The following is an 18,571-nucleotide window of genomic DNA, read 5'->3' as shown; positions in this document are numbered from 1 at the left end:
TAGTGTTTCTTGAAGATGAAACATTTATCTCAAGCATTGATTTAGATGCAAATGATAGCGATGCTGATGGTGACGCATTAAGTGTCATTGCTGGTACATTCACGACCACTCAAGGTGGTACGATTGTGATTGCTTCTGATGGCAGTTATACATATACACCAGTACCAAACTATCATGGAACAGATTCAGTCGAATATACTGTTACAGACGGTGCGTTGACTGATACCGGAACGTTAACAATTAATGTTCAACCAGTTAATGATGCGCCAGTGATAGGAAATGTATCAGAAGCAACAGTATCAGAAGAAGGCTTAACCGGGGGGATTGAAGACATTATTGGTAACCCAACGGATACAACAAATGATGTTACATATTCTGGTACATTTGAAGTATCTGACATTGATAGTAGTAGTCTGACTGCAACGATTACATCAACACCAACCGGTTTGACTTCTGCTGGTATCGACTTGGTTTATGAATTAAGTGCAGATGGTAAAACGTTAAATGCGACTGCTGGCGATGATGGTGAGTCTATATTAGAGGTCAATATTACTGATAACGGTACTTACCTTGTTACATTACTGGGTGCATTAGATCATGAAAATGCGGATGGTGATAATCTTTTAGATTTTGACATAGGCATTCAGGTTTCAGATGGTACAGATACAGCATCAAGTTCCATTAATATTACTGTAGAAGACGATACACCTATTAGTGGCGATGTTTATCAGTCATTAGTTATTGAACAACAAAATACCAATGTTATGTTCATTATTGACACTTCGGGTAGTATGGGTAGCACGACTACTGTCGATGGTGTGACTATGACGAGAATGGAGCTATTGCTGAAATCAGTTGCAGAAGTTATTAATTCTTATGATGCAATGGGGGATGTGATGATTCAAATTGTCACATTTGATTCAGGTACTGATTCAACTTCACAAGCAAATTGGTTCACTGTTGATGAGGCATTAGCATTTATCGGTGATGGTACACAAGGTAGTCGTGATTCTACGCTTGATCCTAGTGGCGGAACTGATTATGACCGTGCTGTTATTGAAGCTAAAGATGGTTATGATAATCCAGGTAAACTAGTTGATACTGCTGATGTATCGGTTAATAATGTTTCTTATTTCCTTTCTGACGGTCAACCTCAAACACGAGGAGGATCTGATACATCTACGAATGCTGGCGGAAGTTTCGGTATCACAAATGGGGAAATTACTGAGTGGACTGATTTCTTAGTAGCTAACGAAATTGATTCCTATGCTGTTGGTTTTGGTACCGGCTTAGATTCAGATGATAGAGTATTCCTTGATCCTCTTGCTTATGATGGGGTTACTGATACTGAGCGACTAGGACTTATCGTTACAGATTCTTCAGAGTTAAATGAAGAACTATTATCTACTGTTGAACAACCTGTTATTGGTGGTCTTTTTGGCTCCTTAGAAAATGACGGTTTTGGTGCCGATGATGGAGATTTCTTAAGTATTACTGTTAATGGAGTTACATATACCTGGGACGGTACTGCTAATAATGGTGTCGGTCAAATCACAAGTAGTGATGGCTCTGCAAATGTTTCAGGTGATGAGATTACTTTTACAACGGATAATTCTGGAGAACTAACTCTCAACTTTGAAACTGGACTTTACAGTTATTTACCATTGGCAACTATGCCTATTGATACACAATATCAAGAAACGATTGATTTTGTTGTAGTTGATACTGATGGAGACCAATCAGCAGGTACGGTAACCTTGAATATAAGCCGCGGTATTGATAGCGACTCTGATGGCATCATTAATGCGATTGATATCGATGATGATAACGACGGTATTTTAGATACTATTGAAAATGAAGTAACAGTTACACCATTTGAATTTACCACAAGTGCAGATCGAATAGCACTTTCGGGAAGCACTAGTCAAACGATTGATTTATCTTCCTATGGCGTTTCTGTGGGTGATTATGTAACCATTTCTGATATTACTGCAAGAGGTGATATTAATGGTGATGCAAATAACGAATACTTCACACTTACCTTTAATGGTAGTGATAGTACTGGGCAGTTACAAACTGCTTTAAATGGTGGAAGCGAAGATAATGTTTACCGTGAAGTTTTAAATTCAACTTCATACGATATTCAGGTTATTGATGTTAATGGCGTTCCTAGTATCGTGATTTCTGGAATTGCTGGAAGTGGGGTTGATAATCTTAATGGAATAAATGGAGTCGATTATTACTTTACTATTTCTAACTCTACGATAGTAAGCAAAGACAGTGATGGAGATGGCATCATAGATAGTCTAGATACTGACAGTGATAACGATGGCATTTCTGACAACATAGAAGCACAAACTAATGCCAATTACATAACACCAACAGGGGTTGATTCTGATCACGATGGTTTAGATGACGCTTATGAAACATCTGGCTTAATACCAATTGATAGTGATTCAGATGGAATTGATGATTATCTTGATACTGATAGTGATAATGATGGCACGGTTGATGGTAAATCAGTCGCAACTTCTGGTGATGATAGAATTGTTGGTGAAGCTACTGTGGATACATTATCTGGATTAGCAGGTAATGATGTCCTTATTGGTGGAGATGGCGATGACTTCTTAATCGGTGGAACTGGTAATGATATTCTAACCGGTGGTAATGAAGCTGATACCTTTGTATGGTTAGATGGCGATACTGGTGTTGACCATGTGACTGATTTTACGGCATCAGATGGGGATGTTATCGATATTAGTGATATTTTACATATTACTGATGGAGTCAACCTTAATGATTACCTAGACTTTGAAAGTGATGGCATTAATACGACGATAAGTGTTCATGCAGAGGGTGGTGCAATAACACAGACAATCGTGTTAGATGGTATAGATCTTGGAAGTGATGATGTAACTATCATCAATGATTTATTAACAGGGTCGAATCCAGGTGCCTTATTTATTGGTGAAAATGTAACAGTTGATAGTGTTACAATGGAAGTTACTATTCCTGATGAAACACTATAAATGGATATCATTAGTTAAATCAAAACGCTAATGATGAAATAATATTAAGCCATGAAAGTAATGAAAATTGCTTTTATGGCTTAATTTAGCGATAAAATCCTCATTAATTGCTACAAATTATACTTTATTGATAAATTTTATTTATATAAATCTTTATAAGTTATATACTTACCTAATAATAATTATTATTCATGAGTATTTAAATGTCATTAGAACAGCCTCAATGGACGATTAACGCCTCACAACGCATTAGTGATGATCCACTTTTAGACTGTTTAGTGTTATTAAGTGAACATTTTGGTGATCCTTGTTCTGCTGAAGCTTTAGTCGCAGGTTTGCCATTAACAAGCAGTGTGTTATCACCTGAATTAGTACCGCAAGCCGCAATGCGAGCAGGGTTGAGTGCTAAAATTAGTCGTAAAAGCCTGAATAATATTCCGCAAATGTTATTACCTTGCATTTTGATGCTCAAGGATCAAAAAGCCTGCGTATTACAATCCTTAGATTTTGAATCAAATAAAGCAATTGTATCTTTACCTGAAACAGGTGGAGAAGAGCAACTAACCATTGAGCAATTAGAGTCAGTTTACGTAGGTTATTTATTTCTGATCAAACAGAAATATCATGGTGATCGTGATTTTGATGTTCATATCAATAATACCCAACAACATTGGTTATGGGATACTATTCGCCAGTCTGCACCTATCTATCGTGATGTTATAATTGCTTCTATTATTGTTAATATTTTTGCCTTAGTTTCCCCTCTTTTAGTGATGAATATTTACGACAAAATCGTCCCTAACTTGGCTTTTGAGAGTTTATGGGTGCTTGCAGTCGGTGCCAGTGTTGCTTATTTGTTTGATTTTATTTTGAAACAACTACGTTCTTATCTGATCGATGTTGCAGGTAAAAAAATAGATATTCAGACCTCATCAAAACTTTTTGCTAAAGTGATCGGCATCTCCTTGGAGAAAAGGGCTCCTAGTGTAGGTGGTATGGCTCGTCAATTAGGTGAGTTTGATAGTGTTAGAGAGTTTTTGTCATCGGCAACCATTACTGCTTTAGTTGATTTACCCTTTGCTTTTTTATTCGTTTTTATTATCTATATTGTTGCCGGTGATTTAGCGGTCTTTTCCATCGTTGCAACGGTTCTTATCTTAGGTTACGCCTTAATAGTTCAAGGACGTTTGCGTAATGCAATTGAAGAAAGTAATAAATTTTCTAGTTTACGACAAGGACATCTAGTCGAAAGCTTATCTTCTTTGGAATCGATAAAAGCAAATGGTGCTGAAGGTGTTGTACAAAACGCTTGGCAACAAATGTTAGGACATACATCGAATTGGCAATTAAAAACTAAAGTAATTACCAATTCAGTCGCTAATTTTTCAAGTTTAATTGTACAAATGGTCGTTGTTGCAGTGATTGTTTTAGGGGTTTATCGAGTTTCCGATGGTTTGATTTCGATGGGAGGCATAATTGCGACTGTGATGTTATCGAGCCGTGCAGTAGGGCCGATGGCAAAAATAGCGTCATTAATGACGCGTTATAATCAAACACTTAGTTCTTTGCGACAACTTGATGGCATTATGGAGCAAGAAGGGAATTTGAAAATAAAGGCCATCTTGCTAGTAGAACTAAATTGGAAGGTAATATTGTTGTTGAACATGTTAATTTCCGTTATCCAGATATTGAGAAAGCGGCATTAAATACTTTCTCAATGAAAGTAAAACCAGGTGAAAAAATTGCCATCATTGGGCGAAATGGTTCAGGTAAAACGACCTTAGCGAAATTATTATTAGGGCTCTTTCAACCTAGCGAAGGCAGTATTCGTTATGATGGTTTACACCAAGGCCAAATTCACCCAAGTGATCTAAGAAGAAATATTGGTTATCTTCCACAGGACATCATTCTTTTCCATGGTTCAATAAAAGATAATATTCTTTTTGGTACGAAGCAGGTGACTGAATATCAACTAATAAGAGCAGTGCAACTTTCTGGCGTAAGTTTATTTACAGACATGGAGTCACAGGGATTAGACTTGCAAGTTGGAGAAGGCGGAAAATCACTTTCTCGTGGTCAACGACAAGCCGTCGCATTAGCAAGGGCTATTCTAAATGATCCTCAAATGTTATTACTTGATGAACCTACCGCCAGTTTAGATGCAAGAGCAGAAAAATTATTTATAGAATCAATGAAGCAAACGGTTAAAAATCGTACTTTATTCTTGATCACACATAAAATGCATTTATTACAGTTAGTTGATCGTATCGTTGTGCTTGATAACGGACATATGATAGCTGATGGAAGTAAAGATATTATATTAAAACAGTTAAAAAATGGGCTATTAAATGGCGCTCCTAAGAAGGAGACTAATCAATGAAAATAAGTAAACAAGACTTAGAAATGGCTGATGATGTTTATGGTGCCATTTTAACTCAAACACCAACTGTACATCGTTTAACAATTTGGTCCCTTGTCGCTTTATTTGCTTGTTTCCTTGTTTGGGCATATTTCGCAGAGCTTGACCGTGTCACGCGAGGTCAAGGAAAAATCATACCTTCATCACAAGTACAAATCATTCAAAGCCTAGATGGTGGTATTCTTCAAGAGCTTTATGTACAAGAGGGCATGCAAGTTACTAAAGGACAAATTATTGCTCGTATTGATGATACGCGTTTTCGTTCTGATATGGCACAACAAACACAGGAAGTTGATGCACTACGTGCCAGTATTATACGTTTAAGAGCTGAGTTAAGTAATGTTTTGGTCGCTGACGTTAAAGCTTGGCAGTTACAAGTTAAAATTGAGAAAACACAATTAAAGTTTCCTGAGGATTTAACACTTGGTGCGCCTGAACTTGTTGCCCGTAATCAAGATGAATATACAACCCGATTAAATAATTTAGAAAATCAAGTTGCCATTCAAGCACAACAAATTAGGCAAAAAGAACAAGAGATTAAAGAGTTAACATCTAAGATTTCTACTTTAAATAGTAGTTTAAAGTTAGCCGATAGAGAGCTTAAATTAACTATCCCTTTAGCCAAGAAAAAAATAGTGCCAGAAATTGAATTATTAAAATTAGAGCGCTCTGTGAACGATATTGAAGGCGAGTTGAGCGCATTGCTTTTGACAAAACCTAAGGTACAATCAGCCTACGAAGAAGCTGTTTTGAAACGACGTGAAGCCGTTTATAAGTTCCGTACTGATGCTCGAGCCCAACTTAATGAATTACAATCTAAACTTTCTAGATTAAATGAAGCGCAAGTTGGTGCCCAGGATAGAGTAAGTAAAGCCTTGATTATGTCACCAGTAGTCGGTACGGTAAAAACCTTACATATTACAACCTTAGGTGGTGTAGTAAGGCCTGGAGATGTGTTACTTGAAATTGTACCGTCGGAAGATAAGTTATTAGTCGAAGCAAAAATAATTCCTAAAGATATTGCTTTTATTCATGTTGGTTTACCAGCAAAGGTAAAAATAACAGCTTACGATTTTACCCGATATGGTGGACTTGATGGGGTAGTAGAACACATTAGTGCAGATACTACTCAGGATGAAGAAGGCAATAGTTTTTATATTGTAAGAGTTAGAACGACAGAATCTAATATGCAAAGCCGAGATAATGAAAAAATGCCAATTATTCCCGGTATGTTAACCAGTGTTGACGTAATGATTAGTAAAAGAACCGTACTTGAGTATATTTTAAACCCGCTTTTAAGAGCTAAAGAACTTGCACTTAGGGAGTATTAAAAGTGAAAAACATAAATGGAGTTAAAATGAAACCAACTAGTTTCAGATTTGTTAAAAGAAATGGAGTAATGGGGCTCTTATGTGGCGCGCTCATTATACCTGCCACTGTAAATAGCCAATCCTTAGAACAAGCTGTTGCATTTACCTTTGATACTCACCCAGATTTACGTCTCTGCTTACACTCGTTTTAAAGTCATTGAGAAACAAGTTGATCAAGCCGAAGCTGGATATTGGCCAACAATCAATGCAACCGCTGGTATTGGTTATGAATATACTGATAGCCCAAGTACTCGACGCTCTTCAACCGATGGAACAGAAGAACTTGCTCGACGAGAGCTGGGTTTAAGTTTAAAACAAGAATTATTTAGTGGTTTTCATACTAAAAGTGAAGTAAACCGTACTAGTTATGAAACTAGTGCAGAACAGTGGACTTTATATAGTATTGCAGAAGATTTAGCACTTGATGTCAGTAAGGTTTATATTGACTTAATCAAATCTAAAAAATTAGTTGCATTGTCAGAGAAGAATCTAGCTTCACACCAAGAAATTTTTGAACAAATAAAAGTGAGAACCGATTCTGGATTTGGTAGCTCGGCCGATCTTTCTCAAATTAATGGTCGTCTTGCTAAGGCTCATTCGAATTTAATCGTCGCTAAAAATAACTTATTAGATAGTGAAGTTGCTTTTTATCATCTTATTGAGCAACAACCAATAGACTTACAAATCCCATATCCTGATTCTGATATGTTACCAGCAACAGCGGAGGAAGGTTTACAAATTGCATTAAGAAACCACCCTGTAATCAAGTCTGCGAACAATGATATAGAAGGCTGCAAAAGCACAATATGAAACATCAAAATCAAGTTATTACCCTAAAGTCTCCTTTGATGTCGATGCAAATTTTGACGATAACTTAGACGGTGAAGATGGAAGTGGAACGCCGGACGTAGGTGGCGAATATAATGAAGTTGTCGCTATGGTTAGGGTTTCTTATAACCTTTTTTCTGGCGGTAAAGATGAAGCTTATGCTAAAGAAACTGCATATAAAATGAGTGAGGCAAAAGAGCTAAATCGTAGTGTTCATCGTCAAGTGAAAGAAGGGTTCACACTTTCATGGAATGCTTTTGAGCAGTTAAACATGCAAAAAGAATATATTAAAATGCATGTTATCGCGGCAAAAGACTCTCAAACAAATTATAAAGAACAATTTAAAATTGGACAACGCAGTTTATTAGACTTGTTAGATACTGAAAACGAGCTATATGAAGCCCGTCGTAATTTCTTAGATGCTGAATTTACAGAGATAACTGCTCAGTACCGAATATTACATGCAATGGGCAGACTGGTAGATTCACTACGTGTCACCAGACCAAATACTTGGTTAGGTGAAAAAGAATTTGATGGAGGGTAACACAATGAAACTTATAACACTTTTATGTGCGTTGTTACTTTCGGCTTGTTCGGTACAGATCATAGATATGACGCCAGAGCCAACCGTTCAAAAATTTAATTTAATTGATTATGATGAAGGCGGTGATGGCGATGGTGTGATCCTCGCCCGTGATGAATGCCCGGATTCAATTCCTGGTGCAAAAGTAGGAAATAACGGTTGTGGTACAGAAACGATAGAAACGCTCCGTACAAACCTGGAAGTTCATTTTGATACCAATAAATATGATGTTAAAGAAGAATATTTAGCAGAGATTAAAACCATTGCTGACTTTATGATTGAGTTTCCACAATCTGCTGTACTTATCGAAGGTCATACAAGTATCACAGGTTCTGCGGAATATAATTTAACATTATCTCAAAATCGAGCTTTGGCAATAAAAGATATTTTAATTGAACAATTTGATATTGCTGAATCAAGAATCACTGCCATAGGTTATGGTTTTACAAGACTGTTAGCTGAAGGTAATGATGAAGAAACACATGCTAAAAATCGTCGTATTGTTGCAGAAATTAGTACCGACAAAAACCTTATTGATATGAGATGGAATATCTATAGCGTTGACAAAGAAGACGAGTAGTCATATTGACAGGCTTGCCTTCTTTGCCTCTCAGTCGTAATTTTTTGATAAGTTTATTATTACTTATCACAATTTCTGTTTTGTATGCGAAGAAGGCAAGTAATTTAAATGAGTCACAAATTGTTTCTGCGCTTATTAAAAATTATGGTGAACGAGCAGGAAAAAGGGGCTCAGCTTGGTTCAACATGCTTGAAAAAACATACGAGCTAGATGAATTACAACAAATTAAAAGTGTAAATAGTTTTTTTAATCTATTACGTTTTACAGATGACATTAAGCTTTGGGGCGTTAGTAATTACTGGGCAACACCAATTGAATTTCTAGGTGCAAATGCAGGTGATTGTGAAGATTTTGCCATTGCTAAATATTTTAGTCTACTTGAGTTGGGTGTGCCTGATACTAAAATGCGTATCACTATGGTTAAATCACTGACTTTAAATCAATATCACATGGTTGTAGCCTATTATGAAACGCCAGGATCTATTCCTCTGATCCTTGATAATATCGATGGCATAATTAAACCTGCAACAAAACGTAATGATCTTATCCCTGTATATAGCTTTAACGGTAAACAACTTTGGTTAAATAAAGATAGAGGCCAAGGTGTGCTTGCTGGAAAGTCAGAACGCCTAAAGCGTTGGGCTGATTTAAACCAACGCATGGGGATCTCAAACCTAAAACAACCAAAATTGAGAATGGAGTAATAAATGACCCTTTTTAGTCAAATAAATTCACTGTTATTTGCATTGTTTTTATTGGTAATGTCGAGTTTAGTCTATTTTCAGTTTACTGAAACCAAAGAGTTTATGACTAATCAAATGGAGTCTGACCTGAATAATACAGTGACTTCATTGAGCTTAATGTTAAAACCCCATTTAGAAACAGGCGATGAAGCAACGGTTGATACCTTAGTTAATGTCATTTTTGAGGGAGGATTTTATAAACAAGTAAAATTAACTTGGTTAGCAGACAGCAAAGAGCAGATTTGGGAAAATGATATTAAGGTAAAACGTGTCCCTCAATGGTTTATCAACCTAGATCTTTTGATTCACAAAACAAAGAGGTGACTATTACTTCTGGGTGGTTACAGTTAGCAACACTCAATGTAGAATCAAATCCAGCGTTTGGTTACCGAGAATTATGGCGTATTATGAATGATACCTTGATGGTATTAGCGGGGCTTTTTCTAATTTGTGTAGGTGCTTTACACTTGCGTTTGAAACGCATTTTAAAGCCATTACATGCTGTTGCCGAACATGCCCGAGATGTCTCGCAACGAAAATTTCACCCCGATATGTCATTACCTGCAACTTTAGAGCTTAAAGAGGTTGTTGGTGCAATAAACTCGATGTCTGGGCAATTAAAACAAGTTTTTAAAGCTCTAGATGAACAGGTTGATACACTTAAAAATGATACTTTAAAAGATCAAGTTTCTCAGTTACCTAATCGTTTATATTTAACTGGTCAACTGAATAGTTGGTTAAGTGAACCTGATTTCGGTGGGCTTTTACTTGCAGATTTTAAATGGTTAGATGAAATACATAGTAAATATGGCTACCAAGTACGCGACCAAACTATCAGAGTGCTATCACAAAAGCTGACTAAGGAATTACCCTTTAATTCTGAGACCTTGATTGCCCGCATTTCAAATACAGAGTTTGCCTTTTTAATGAGAAATGCAGACAAAAAACAAATAAGTCAATATTTACAATCGCTTATTAGATTAATTAATCAAGAAATGTTAAATGCAGGATGTGTTTCAAATCAGGGATATGGTATTGGAGTAAGTGGAACGTAGTGAGGGTGTAACTCGTCCTGAATTATTGGCACAAGCTGACAATGCTTTACAACAAGCGCTTAATGAAGGTAAAGCTAGTGCATGGTTTTATGTAGAACATGAACAAGAATTTAGTCGCGAAGACTGGCGAGAGAAATTAGTAGAAGCGATAGATAGCAATCAGTTTGCCTTTATATGGCAACCTATACAGAATTGCCTTAATGATAAAGTTATTCATAGAGAAATGTATTGTCAATTAGATTTAACTGGTAGAGTAATACGTGCTGGACAGTTTATGCCCTATATTGAACGTTTCTCACTTGGAAATAAATTAGATCGGTGTTTATTAAAAGCAATTCAAAAGCAGGGTGTTTTAGCTTTAACTAAAGAGCCTATTGCCGTTAATTTATCTCGAGAAAGTCTGGCTCATACTGATTTTCATATTTGGTTAACTAACTACTTAGCTCAAATTGAGTACCCTGAAAAACTCAATTTTGATATGCCTGAAGCGGGTATTACGCAAAACCTAGAGGCTTGTCTCGAACTGTGTGACATTATAACTCGAGCTGGCGCAAGTTTTGGTGTTGATAACTGTGGTAGACAGATGGGCTCCTTGACTTATTTACAACAATTAAAACCGCATTATATAAAATTAGATTTGTCATTATCTTGTTACAATAATGAAGAGAATGAAGAAAATCAGCAGAATTTAGAACTTTGCCGTGCTTTAATAAATATTGCAAAAGGATTAAATATAAAAGCCATTATTACTGGCATTGAAGATGAGAAACATTTATATACTATAAAACCTTTAAAAGCAGAAGGTTATCAGGGGTATATTATGCCACCAGTAGAAATAAAAAAGCGTTAAATTGATTCCTAGCAATAAAATAATAAAGCCCATAATATTTAATTAAATATTATGGGCTTTTTAACTTTTTTCGAAAAAAGCATTAATTAATCAGAAAATCCATCGTGAACAAAACGGTGTTTAAGTTGGTAAAAATTATCTTCATTACAATCTAAAAATGATAATGCATATTTATAACCTTCGATTTTAAACTTTTCAATCTTTGCTAATTCATATTCATTCATAATAATGTTCATTGCTTCAGCTACCCATTCTGTTTCATTTAATCCAATTTCGACTTCAGGTGGATCATAGTGGGTAACCATCCACGCTTGTAATTCTTCACTAGACATTTTTTGAGAGCCCCAAAGATCTAGTTGTTCAATTAATTGTGATTTACTAATATTATTCATTTTTTGTTTCCGTTACTAAAAGCTAAACTATTATCACTATTTTTACGCTACACTGCTAATTAAAAATATCTCATTGGATTAAAATGTATACTTTAAGACCCTATCAACAAGATAGTGTTAATGCCACATTAGATTACTTTCGTAAGAGTTCTGAACCTGCTGTACTCGCTTTATCAACCGGAGCTGGTAAGAGCCTGATAATTGCGGAACTTGCTCGCTTAGCACGGGGGCGTGTATTGATTTTGGCTCATGTGAAGGAGCTCGTTGAACAGAATCATGAAAAATATGAAAGTTACCAACTCAAAGCTTCAATTTTCTCTGCAGGTTTAGGGCGTAAGGAGTCAGAAACAACAAATTGTCTTTGCTTCCGTACAGTCAATTGTTAATAGCCTGGAGAAATTTAACGAGCGTTTTAGCTTATTAGTGATTGATGAGTGTCACCGTGTCCCACTAGATGAAAACAGTGCGTACCAACGTGTTATTCAACACCTTAGGCAAAACAATAATAATTTAAAGATTCTAGGTTTAACCGCAACACCTTATCGTTTGGGCCTTGGTTGGATTTATCAATATCATACACGTGGACAAGTCAGAACAACTGATCCCCGTTTTTTCCGTGATTGTATTTTTGATTTACCAATACGTTATTTATTGGATGAGGGGTTTTTGACTAAGCCTAAACTGATGGACATGGCAGTATTAGGTTATGATTTTTCTTCTCTGAATGCCTCAAAATCTGGTCATTATCGTGAGTCTGAATTAGACACTGTCATTCAACAATCTAAACGAGCTACACCTTTGATCATTAAACAAGTTGTCGAACAAGCAAAAGACCGACTTGGTGTAATGATTTTTGCTTCTACAGTGAATCATGCACAGGAAATTATTGGCTATTTAGCTACCGAAAAGGCGACTTTGGTGATTGGTGATACGCCGTTAGAGGAAAGAGACCGTATTATTACAGCCTTTAAAGAAGCGACACATTAAATACCTTGTTAATGTATCCGTTTTAACGACAGGTTTTGATGCTCCTCATGTAGATTTAATTGCTATTTTAAGACCCACCGCGTCATTAAGCTTATATCAACAAATTGTCGGGCGAGGGTTGCGTTTGTATGAGGGGAAAAAAGATTGCCTTGTGATGGAGTTTGCGGGTAATTGTTATGATTTATTTCAACCTGAATTAGGTGATCCTAAACCAAATAGTGAAAGTGAAATGGTGACAATTCCTTGCCCAGCATGCCAATTTAATAATAACTTTTGGGCGAAGGTTGATGATAACGGGTTTGTTGTAGAGCATTATGGAAGGCAGTGTCAAGGATATAAAAAACTTGAGGATGGCAGTCGGGATATTTGTGGTTATCGTTTTCGAGCGAAAATTTGTGAATTGTGTGGTGAAGCGAATGATATTGCGAGCACGACGTTGTAATGGATGCGATCATATTTTGGTTGATCCAGATAAGAAATTACGAGATGCAATGAACTTAAAGGATGCCTTAATATTTAAATGTACGGATATGAACTTAGAAGCTCAAAAAAATAGATTTGACAAACCTCAGCTATGTGTCACTTATCAAGGTGAAAATAATGAAAGTATTAAGCAGATTTGGCAACTCTCTAGCCAAGTACAAAAACGTGATTTTTTAAAACAATTTATTCAGCCTCATTTAATCGACCGTCACCGAGAGTTTACCGATAGTGCGCCGACAAAGGTTGTTAGAAATCAACATAGATTACGCCACCCTGAAATTGTTATTGCCCACAAAGAAGGGCGTTTTTGGAAGGTTCGTGAAAAACTATTTGACTTGCATTTTTATAAGGAAACAAAAAGATGACATTTCTGTTTTCTTAAGTTATTACGCTAATTTACACTGATGTTGCTTGTTTTTTTAGTGGCAAACTTATCAGTTAGCCTTGCAAGTATATAACCACATAGTATTCCACCACTATTACTAAGTAGGTCTAACCATTCACCATAGCGATTAACATAGGGCTGTATGAGCTCAATGGCGCCACTTATAATAATAAACGCAATACCAATAAGAAACCAATGTTTAGGTTTTGCGAGTGCAACGGGGAAAAACAAACCTGCGTAGGCAAGAAAATGATGTGTTTTATCGCTTCCAGGTACACTAGGAAGTTGTTGTAAAGGTGCTAGGGAAAGAGATGTAATCAGTACAATAATAACGATACATATTAATAACCAATATTGTTTGATGCTGTATATTATAATATTCATAGAAAGTGACAGAAATGCCTCATTAAGCGTTGGATAAATAAGTCTTACATTAGTTATAGCAGGCTAGATTAGTTTTCACAAAATTTATTTATTAATGCGTAAATTAAAAGAAAAGAATTTAATGGTCATTTTCCTTGCTGATAATAGTGCTTAGGGTAAGATTCATTTCAATATTAAAAAGCAAAGATACAGTCTCTAAATAAGGTTGATAAATGGCTCGTCAAGTAACGTATATTTTTAAAAAACAACAAAAAACAATCCAATTTTCCTATGGTATTTTCCATGATATTTATGAAGCAGTTCGTCGCCGAAGAGGGTATCGATTTAACACACTTTCTGGAAATGGAAAAACAGTTAGCAATGAGTTGTCGCGGGCAGGGTATTTTAAAAAATCATCGACAAACTGAATTTGCTAAAATGGGTTTTTCTGAAATCAAATTTGTGCGTAATGAGAAGGAAAATAATAAGTAATCTATAAGTGACAGGAATAAATCACAGGCATAAATTATAGCGCTCGGCAGAAATGATTTTGTGCTGAGTGTTTTCTTTGAATCTTTTATATAAATTATTGATGTTTTTAAGATTAACTCTAACCATCCTAAAAAGCTATTTCACCTTTCTGCTCTCTTAAAGGCTTTTTTATTCTAACTCATTATTTTTCTATTAAAATAAAAAGTATTCATTGGACAATGAATTTTTACCTCTTCCTTTTATAAGCATTAAAATTTTGTATTTAATATGGATTTAATCGACCGTAATTTTAAAAGTAACAAACTAATGCCTATCGGCCGAATACTCTACACTTTGGTCTTAACTAATTAGCTTTTATTAATATTAATAAAATAAATAATATTTAAATTAGTTATAAAAACAATTATTTAAAAACATTTTTTTAAATAATTTTGTTTTTATTATTTCTTTTTTAAATTTTTGTTCTACTCTAAATAAGAGTTAGTTATATATTTATGCTCTTTTAGCTATTTTAAGAATAAATAGCAATTGGGGGAAATATGGAAAAGTTCGGTTATAAGGCAGTCGTATCAGGGACGGTTCAAGGGGTTGGTTTTCGTTATTTTACAGCAAAAAAAGCGAAGCAATTAAACATTACTGGATACGCTAAAAATTTATCAAATGGAACAGTTGAAGTATTAATGTTTGGCACAGAGTTACAGTTGCAGAACCTCCTTGATTGGCTAGGAAAAGGACCTCAAATGTCATCGGTTATTGATGTTAAAATGACTCCTATACCCTTTTCTGAACAGGTAGGATTTTCATGCTATTGATAGTTCATTATTAAACGTTTATTTCAATAATATTTATTTGTTACATAAACAAGGAATTATACAATGTCATTCACGATCAAACAAAAAGTATACTTTTTCGTTTTATTTTCAATTATGTCCATTGTCTTTATTGGTATCAATGGCATTCTTATTTTAAAAAATGAAGTGTATGAAGAAAGAAAAGCACAATTAAAAGTGCAAGTAGAGTCGGTACAAGGCGTTTTAAATTTTTTCCAACAAAAAATTGTTAATAATGAATTAAAGCCAGACCAAGCTAAAATTGCTTTCTATAGTCAATTACAAGAGATGCAATATAGTGGAGATGGTTACTTTTTTGCATTTACAACAGATATGATTTTAAAGGCGACCTTAAAAGGGCAAAAAACAGAAACTAATATTGCAAATATAAAAGATGCAAATGGTAATTTAATTTATCAGGATATTTTAAAGTCTGCTAAAGCAGGAGATGGTCAGGGGTACGTACAATATCAATTTCAGCGAACAGCTGGCGGTAAAGCGGAAGACAAGCTTTCTTATTCTTTATTATATAAACCCTGGGGAATAGTTGTTGGTACAGGTATTTATATCAGTGATATTGATGAAAAAGCATTAAATAATATTATTGAAATGTTACTTATGGTTGCATTGATTATTATTGTGTTAGCTTTTATCGCCTATAAAATAATTTCTGCTGTTATTTCACCTATTGAACAAATCCAACACACAATGGCTAAAGTCGAAGCTGGTGATATTACTCCAAGGCTTGAAATCAAACAAAAAGATGAATTAGGATTATTAAGTCAATCTATTAATTCAATGTTGACCGAGTTTCATAATTTATTAACCAAGTTATCGGGGTCTTCACGTGAATTAAACCAAGCCTCGGATAGTCTTTCAGTTATTGCACAACAAACTAACCGTGGTGTAAATAAGCAGACAGAGGAAATACAAACTGTTGTTAGCGCAATTGAAGAAATGTCACTAACGGTTAAAGAAGTTGAAGGAAACACATTAAATGCGTCAAATACCACCGAAGAAACCAATGATATGATTCTCGATGCAAGTGGCATGGTAGCAGAAACAATCAAGCTTATTGATAATGCTTGCTCAAAAAATTGGTCATGCAGGGGATGTTGTCGAAGAATTAAAGCAAGGTTCATCAGAAATTGCGGAAGTGCTCAACGTTATCACTGGCATTTCAGATCAAACAAATCTGCTGGCACTTAATGCTTGCAATAGAAGCGGCAAGAGCAGGCGAAGCGGGTCGAGGTTTTGCTGTTGTTGCAGATGAGGTGAGAAGTCTTGCTCATAGTACTCAGAATTCAACGGTTGAAATTCAAAAAATTATCGAAAAATTACAATTATTATCAAAAAGTGCCTCTGAAAGTATTGAGGATGGTAAAGACAGCTGCCTCTAAAACCATTGAAGCCGCCGCGGGGACTGATGAAAAATTAAAATCTGTTGTACAGCATGTTGCTTTAATTAATGAAATGACGGGACAAATTGCAATTGCTACTACCGAAACAAGCGACTGTTTCAGAAGAAGTTGCACGTGCAATGGTGAGTATTAGTGATATTTCTGTTGAAACGGAACAAGCTAGCGAGCAAACTAAAGTTGAAAGTTTAAATGTTAAATCATTGGCGCAGGATGTTGATCGCCGTATAGAAAGGTTTACTATCTAATTTTTGTTGCTCAAGCTTAGACTGACAGTTACCCATTTTACATGGTGACTGTTAGTCTAGATGTGAGCTAGTAAAACTAATCATTCTTTTGAGTTTTACTTTCAAAGTCAGTTAATGCAATTTGTAGGGCTTTGATGGCTATTTTATTGTCTATTTTATTTTCTTCTAATAATTGAATAAGATCTACGGCAATTTGCACTTCAATGGGTGCTTCACTGAGATTATGTGTTTCTTCACTCATCCTTTAACTCCTCAAGCTGAAATTCTAATTTTTGGGTAAAATTGTTACACTTTTCAAAACGTATTTTTAAAGCCTGTATTTTTTCTTTAACAGTAGGGCGATGACAATCTTCATTATTAGCAAGTATCTCCTCCTGCTCAGAGATCATAGTTAATAATCTATGTTCATATTCAGATTGCTTTTTAAGTTGTTGAAATATTTTCTCTTTTTGCGATGAAAAAGATTTGTAAAATACTGATGCTTTGCCACTTTCTATAGATTGAACAAGTTGTAATAGTAACTGGAACTGGGTAATAAACTGTTCACACTCTATTTTAATTAACAGTTCACTTCGATTAGATTCAATACATTTCTGTAATGATTGTAATGTGCTCTCAATTTGAACTGTATAACCGTTTAAGGTTAAGCTTTGTTTAGGAAATTGATGCGCTTCAAACATAAAACAACGATTTTCAGTTTGTTTTAATTCACTGTCAATTTTAATACATCGTGATTTAAGCGAATTTAATTGTACTCTAAGTGTTTCAATTGAATCACTGTTTAGCTGAGCCATGCGTTATAACCTAGTTTGAGTGCCATTATCACCACAATAAATATGAATATAGGACGAATAAATTTAGAACCAAAACGAATCGCTGAATGCGCACCAATATAAGCACCTAACATTAAGCAACACCCCATGGTTAAACCTATTACCCAATTTACTTGGTTAAAATAGATAAAGGCGCCAAGTGACGTGATATTACTAGTAAAGTTCATTGTTTTAGCAACACCACTTGCTAAGAGAATATTAAGCTTATATAAACGCATATTAGAAATGACCCAAAATGCGCCCGTTCCTGGGCCTGATGAGCCATCATAAAAACCAAGTAAAAAACCTTGTATTCTTTGTTTAATTTTAAACTGCAATGTTTGTTTGGGTAAGTCATTACCCTGTGTATCTTTCATGCGGTTAAATAAGCTATAAAGTGCGACGGCTAGAATAATCAGTGGAAGAATCTTTTCTAACCAATCAGTGCTTACAAAATTGATAAAAATAGTGCCGATCAACGCGCCAATGAAGGTACTATAAATACTCTCCTTCCAAAACCTTGGCGTAAATAATTGCTTTTTAAAAAGTATACGCTGACTGTGCCTGAAGCAAAGCAGGCAGATAATTTGTTGGTGCCGAGTGTTAAGTGTGGAGGTAATCCTAGACTCAGTAAAGCAGGTACTGTTAGCATACCTCCACCACCAACAATAGCGTCGATAAAGCCTGCAAAAAGACCAACACCA

The 18,571-nt window shown here is 35.4% G+C and carries 15 protein-coding genes and 8 pseudogenes; 18 read left to right on the top strand and 5 right to left on the bottom strand.

All coding sequences use genetic code 11. From position 1 onward, the window contains the following. Positions 1–2 precede the first annotated feature (2 nt). From ACLKMH_RS17240 to ACLKMH_RS17210, 7 genes and pseudogenes are all read left to right on the top strand, one after another. Entirely contained in the window at positions 3–3,029 is a 3,027-nt protein-coding gene (locus tag ACLKMH_RS17240; RefSeq protein WP_413699229.1) for an Ig-like domain-containing protein, read from the top strand. Positions 3,030–3,232: 203 nt separating this feature from the next. After that, a pseudogene (locus ACLKMH_RS17235) lies at positions 3,233–5,409 on the top strand (type I secretion system permease/ATPase). Further along, entirely contained in the window at positions 5,406–6,779 is a 1,374-nt protein-coding gene (locus ACLKMH_RS17230; RefSeq protein ID WP_413699228.1) for an HlyD family type I secretion periplasmic adaptor subunit, read from the top strand. Before ACLKMH_RS17235 ends, ACLKMH_RS17230 begins: the two are co-directional and overlap by 4 nt. 26 nt (positions 6,780–6,805) lie before the next feature. Next, positions 6,806–8,190: pseudogene (locus tag ACLKMH_RS17225) on the top strand (TolC family outer membrane protein). A 4-nt stretch (positions 8,191–8,194) separates the two neighbouring features. Further along, a complete protein-coding gene (locus tag ACLKMH_RS17220) occupies positions 8,195–8,809 on the top strand; it encodes an OmpA family protein (protein WP_413699227.1) in 615 nt (204 codons plus the stop codon). Between the two features lie 14 nt (positions 8,810–8,823). Then, the gene (locus ACLKMH_RS17215) at positions 8,824–9,513 is read left to right on the top strand and encodes a transglutaminase-like cysteine peptidase (RefSeq protein WP_413702387.1); all 690 of its coding nucleotides are present in this window, start codon (positions 8,824–8,826) and stop codon (positions 9,511–9,513) included. Positions 9,514–9,516: 3 nt separating this feature from the next. Next, positions 9,517–11,457, top strand: a pseudogene (locus tag ACLKMH_RS17210) (EAL domain-containing protein). Between the two features lie 86 nt (positions 11,458–11,543). Here the strand turns inward: ACLKMH_RS17210 and ACLKMH_RS17205 are convergent. Continuing rightward, positions 11,544–11,849, bottom strand: coding sequence for a hypothetical protein (locus ACLKMH_RS17205; RefSeq protein ID WP_413699226.1), 306 nt, complete (start codon positions 11,847–11,849; stop codon positions 11,544–11,546). A gap of 83 nt (positions 11,850–11,932) precedes the next feature. Between ACLKMH_RS17205 and ACLKMH_RS17200 the strand changes: the two are divergent. From ACLKMH_RS17200 to ACLKMH_RS17185, 4 genes and pseudogenes are all read left to right on the top strand, one after another. Continuing rightward, positions 11,933–12,836, top strand: a pseudogene (locus tag ACLKMH_RS17200) (DEAD/DEAH box helicase). Further along, a pseudogene (locus ACLKMH_RS17195) lies at positions 12,832–12,900 on the top strand (hypothetical protein); the annotation flags it as partial. The pseudogenes ACLKMH_RS17200 and ACLKMH_RS17195, both read left to right, overlap by 5 nt. 54 nt (positions 12,901–12,954) lie before the next feature. After that, entirely contained in the window at positions 12,955–13,278 is a 324-nt protein-coding gene (locus ACLKMH_RS17190; protein ID WP_413699225.1) for a hypothetical protein, read from the top strand. Beyond that, positions 13,253–13,684, top strand: a complete 432-nt coding sequence (locus ACLKMH_RS17185) for a hypothetical protein (RefSeq protein ID WP_413699224.1) — start codon at positions 13,253–13,255, stop codon at positions 13,682–13,684. The genes ACLKMH_RS17190 and ACLKMH_RS17185 overlap by 26 nt, the downstream gene beginning before the upstream one ends. Positions 13,685–13,710: 26 nt before the next feature. Here the strand turns inward: ACLKMH_RS17185 and ACLKMH_RS17180 are convergent, their stop codons facing one another. Further along, the gene (locus ACLKMH_RS17180; protein ID WP_413699223.1) at positions 13,711–14,088 is read right to left on the bottom strand and encodes a VanZ family protein; all 378 of its coding nucleotides are present in this window, start codon (positions 14,086–14,088) and stop codon (positions 13,711–13,713) included. A 212-nt stretch (positions 14,089–14,300) separates the two neighbouring features. On the opposite strand from ACLKMH_RS17180, the pseudogene ACLKMH_RS17175 reads away from it, so the two are divergent. The 7 genes and pseudogenes from ACLKMH_RS17175 to ACLKMH_RS17145 form a co-directional block, all read left to right on the top strand. After that, a pseudogene (locus ACLKMH_RS17175) lies at positions 14,301–14,354 on the top strand (DUF2960 domain-containing protein); the annotation flags it as partial. 16 nt (positions 14,355–14,370) lie between these two features. After that, positions 14,371–14,559 carry a DUF2960 family protein gene (locus tag ACLKMH_RS17170; RefSeq protein ID WP_413702386.1) on the top strand — a complete coding sequence of 63 codons (189 nt, stop codon included), beginning with the start codon at positions 14,371–14,373 and terminating at the stop codon, positions 14,557–14,559. A gap of 539 nt (positions 14,560–15,098) precedes the next feature. Beyond that, positions 15,099–15,371 (top strand): acylphosphatase, encoded by a 273-nt coding sequence (yccX, locus tag ACLKMH_RS17165; protein ID WP_413699222.1) that lies wholly within the window; start codon positions 15,099–15,101, stop codon positions 15,369–15,371. Between the two features lie 63 nt (positions 15,372–15,434). Then, positions 15,435–16,187 (top strand): annotated as a pseudogene (locus ACLKMH_RS17160) (cache domain-containing protein); the annotation flags it as partial. Between the two features lie 283 nt (positions 16,188–16,470). Then, positions 16,471–16,662, top strand: coding sequence for a methyl-accepting chemotaxis protein (locus tag ACLKMH_RS17155; protein WP_413699221.1), 192 nt, complete (start codon positions 16,471–16,473; stop codon positions 16,660–16,662). Further along, the gene (locus tag ACLKMH_RS17150; protein ID WP_413699220.1) at positions 16,598–16,789 is read left to right on the top strand and encodes a methyl-accepting chemotaxis protein; all 192 of its coding nucleotides are present in this window, start codon (positions 16,598–16,600) and stop codon (positions 16,787–16,789) included. Before ACLKMH_RS17155 ends, ACLKMH_RS17150 begins: the two co-directional genes overlap by 65 nt. An 86-nt stretch (positions 16,790–16,875) precedes the next feature. Then, on the top strand, positions 16,876–17,055 hold the full coding sequence (locus ACLKMH_RS17145) for a hypothetical protein (RefSeq protein ID WP_413699219.1): 180 nt from the start codon (positions 16,876–16,878) through the stop codon (positions 17,053–17,055). A 76-nt stretch (positions 17,056–17,131) separates the two neighbouring features. On the opposite strand, the gene ACLKMH_RS17140 is transcribed toward ACLKMH_RS17145, so the two are convergent. The 3 genes and pseudogenes from ACLKMH_RS17140 to ACLKMH_RS17130 all read right to left on the bottom strand — a co-directional run bounded on the left by ACLKMH_RS17140 (position 17,132) and on the right by ACLKMH_RS17130 (position 18,519). Then, on the bottom strand, positions 17,132–17,296 hold the full coding sequence (locus tag ACLKMH_RS17140) for a DUF2496 domain-containing protein (RefSeq protein ID WP_413699218.1): 165 nt from the start codon (positions 17,294–17,296) through the stop codon (positions 17,132–17,134). Beyond that, positions 17,289–17,849 carry a primosomal replication protein PriC gene (gene priC / locus ACLKMH_RS17135; RefSeq protein WP_413699217.1) on the bottom strand — a complete coding sequence of 187 codons (561 nt, stop codon included), beginning with the start codon at positions 17,847–17,849 and terminating at the stop codon, positions 17,289–17,291. The genes ACLKMH_RS17140 and priC overlap by 8 nt, the downstream gene beginning before the upstream one ends. Next, positions 17,837–18,519: pseudogene (locus ACLKMH_RS17130) on the bottom strand (TSUP family transporter). The gene priC and the pseudogene ACLKMH_RS17130 overlap by 13 nt, the downstream one beginning before the upstream one ends. Positions 18,520–18,571 lie beyond the last annotated feature (52 nt).

Origin of the sequence: Psychromonas sp. KJ10-10, from assembly GCF_047323245.1 — a bacterium.
Taxonomy (GTDB): Bacteria; Pseudomonadota; Gammaproteobacteria; order Enterobacterales; family Psychromonadaceae; genus Psychromonas.
The sequence above is the reverse complement of the archived record's forward strand: the minus strand, read 5'-3'. Positions and strand labels throughout refer to the sequence as shown.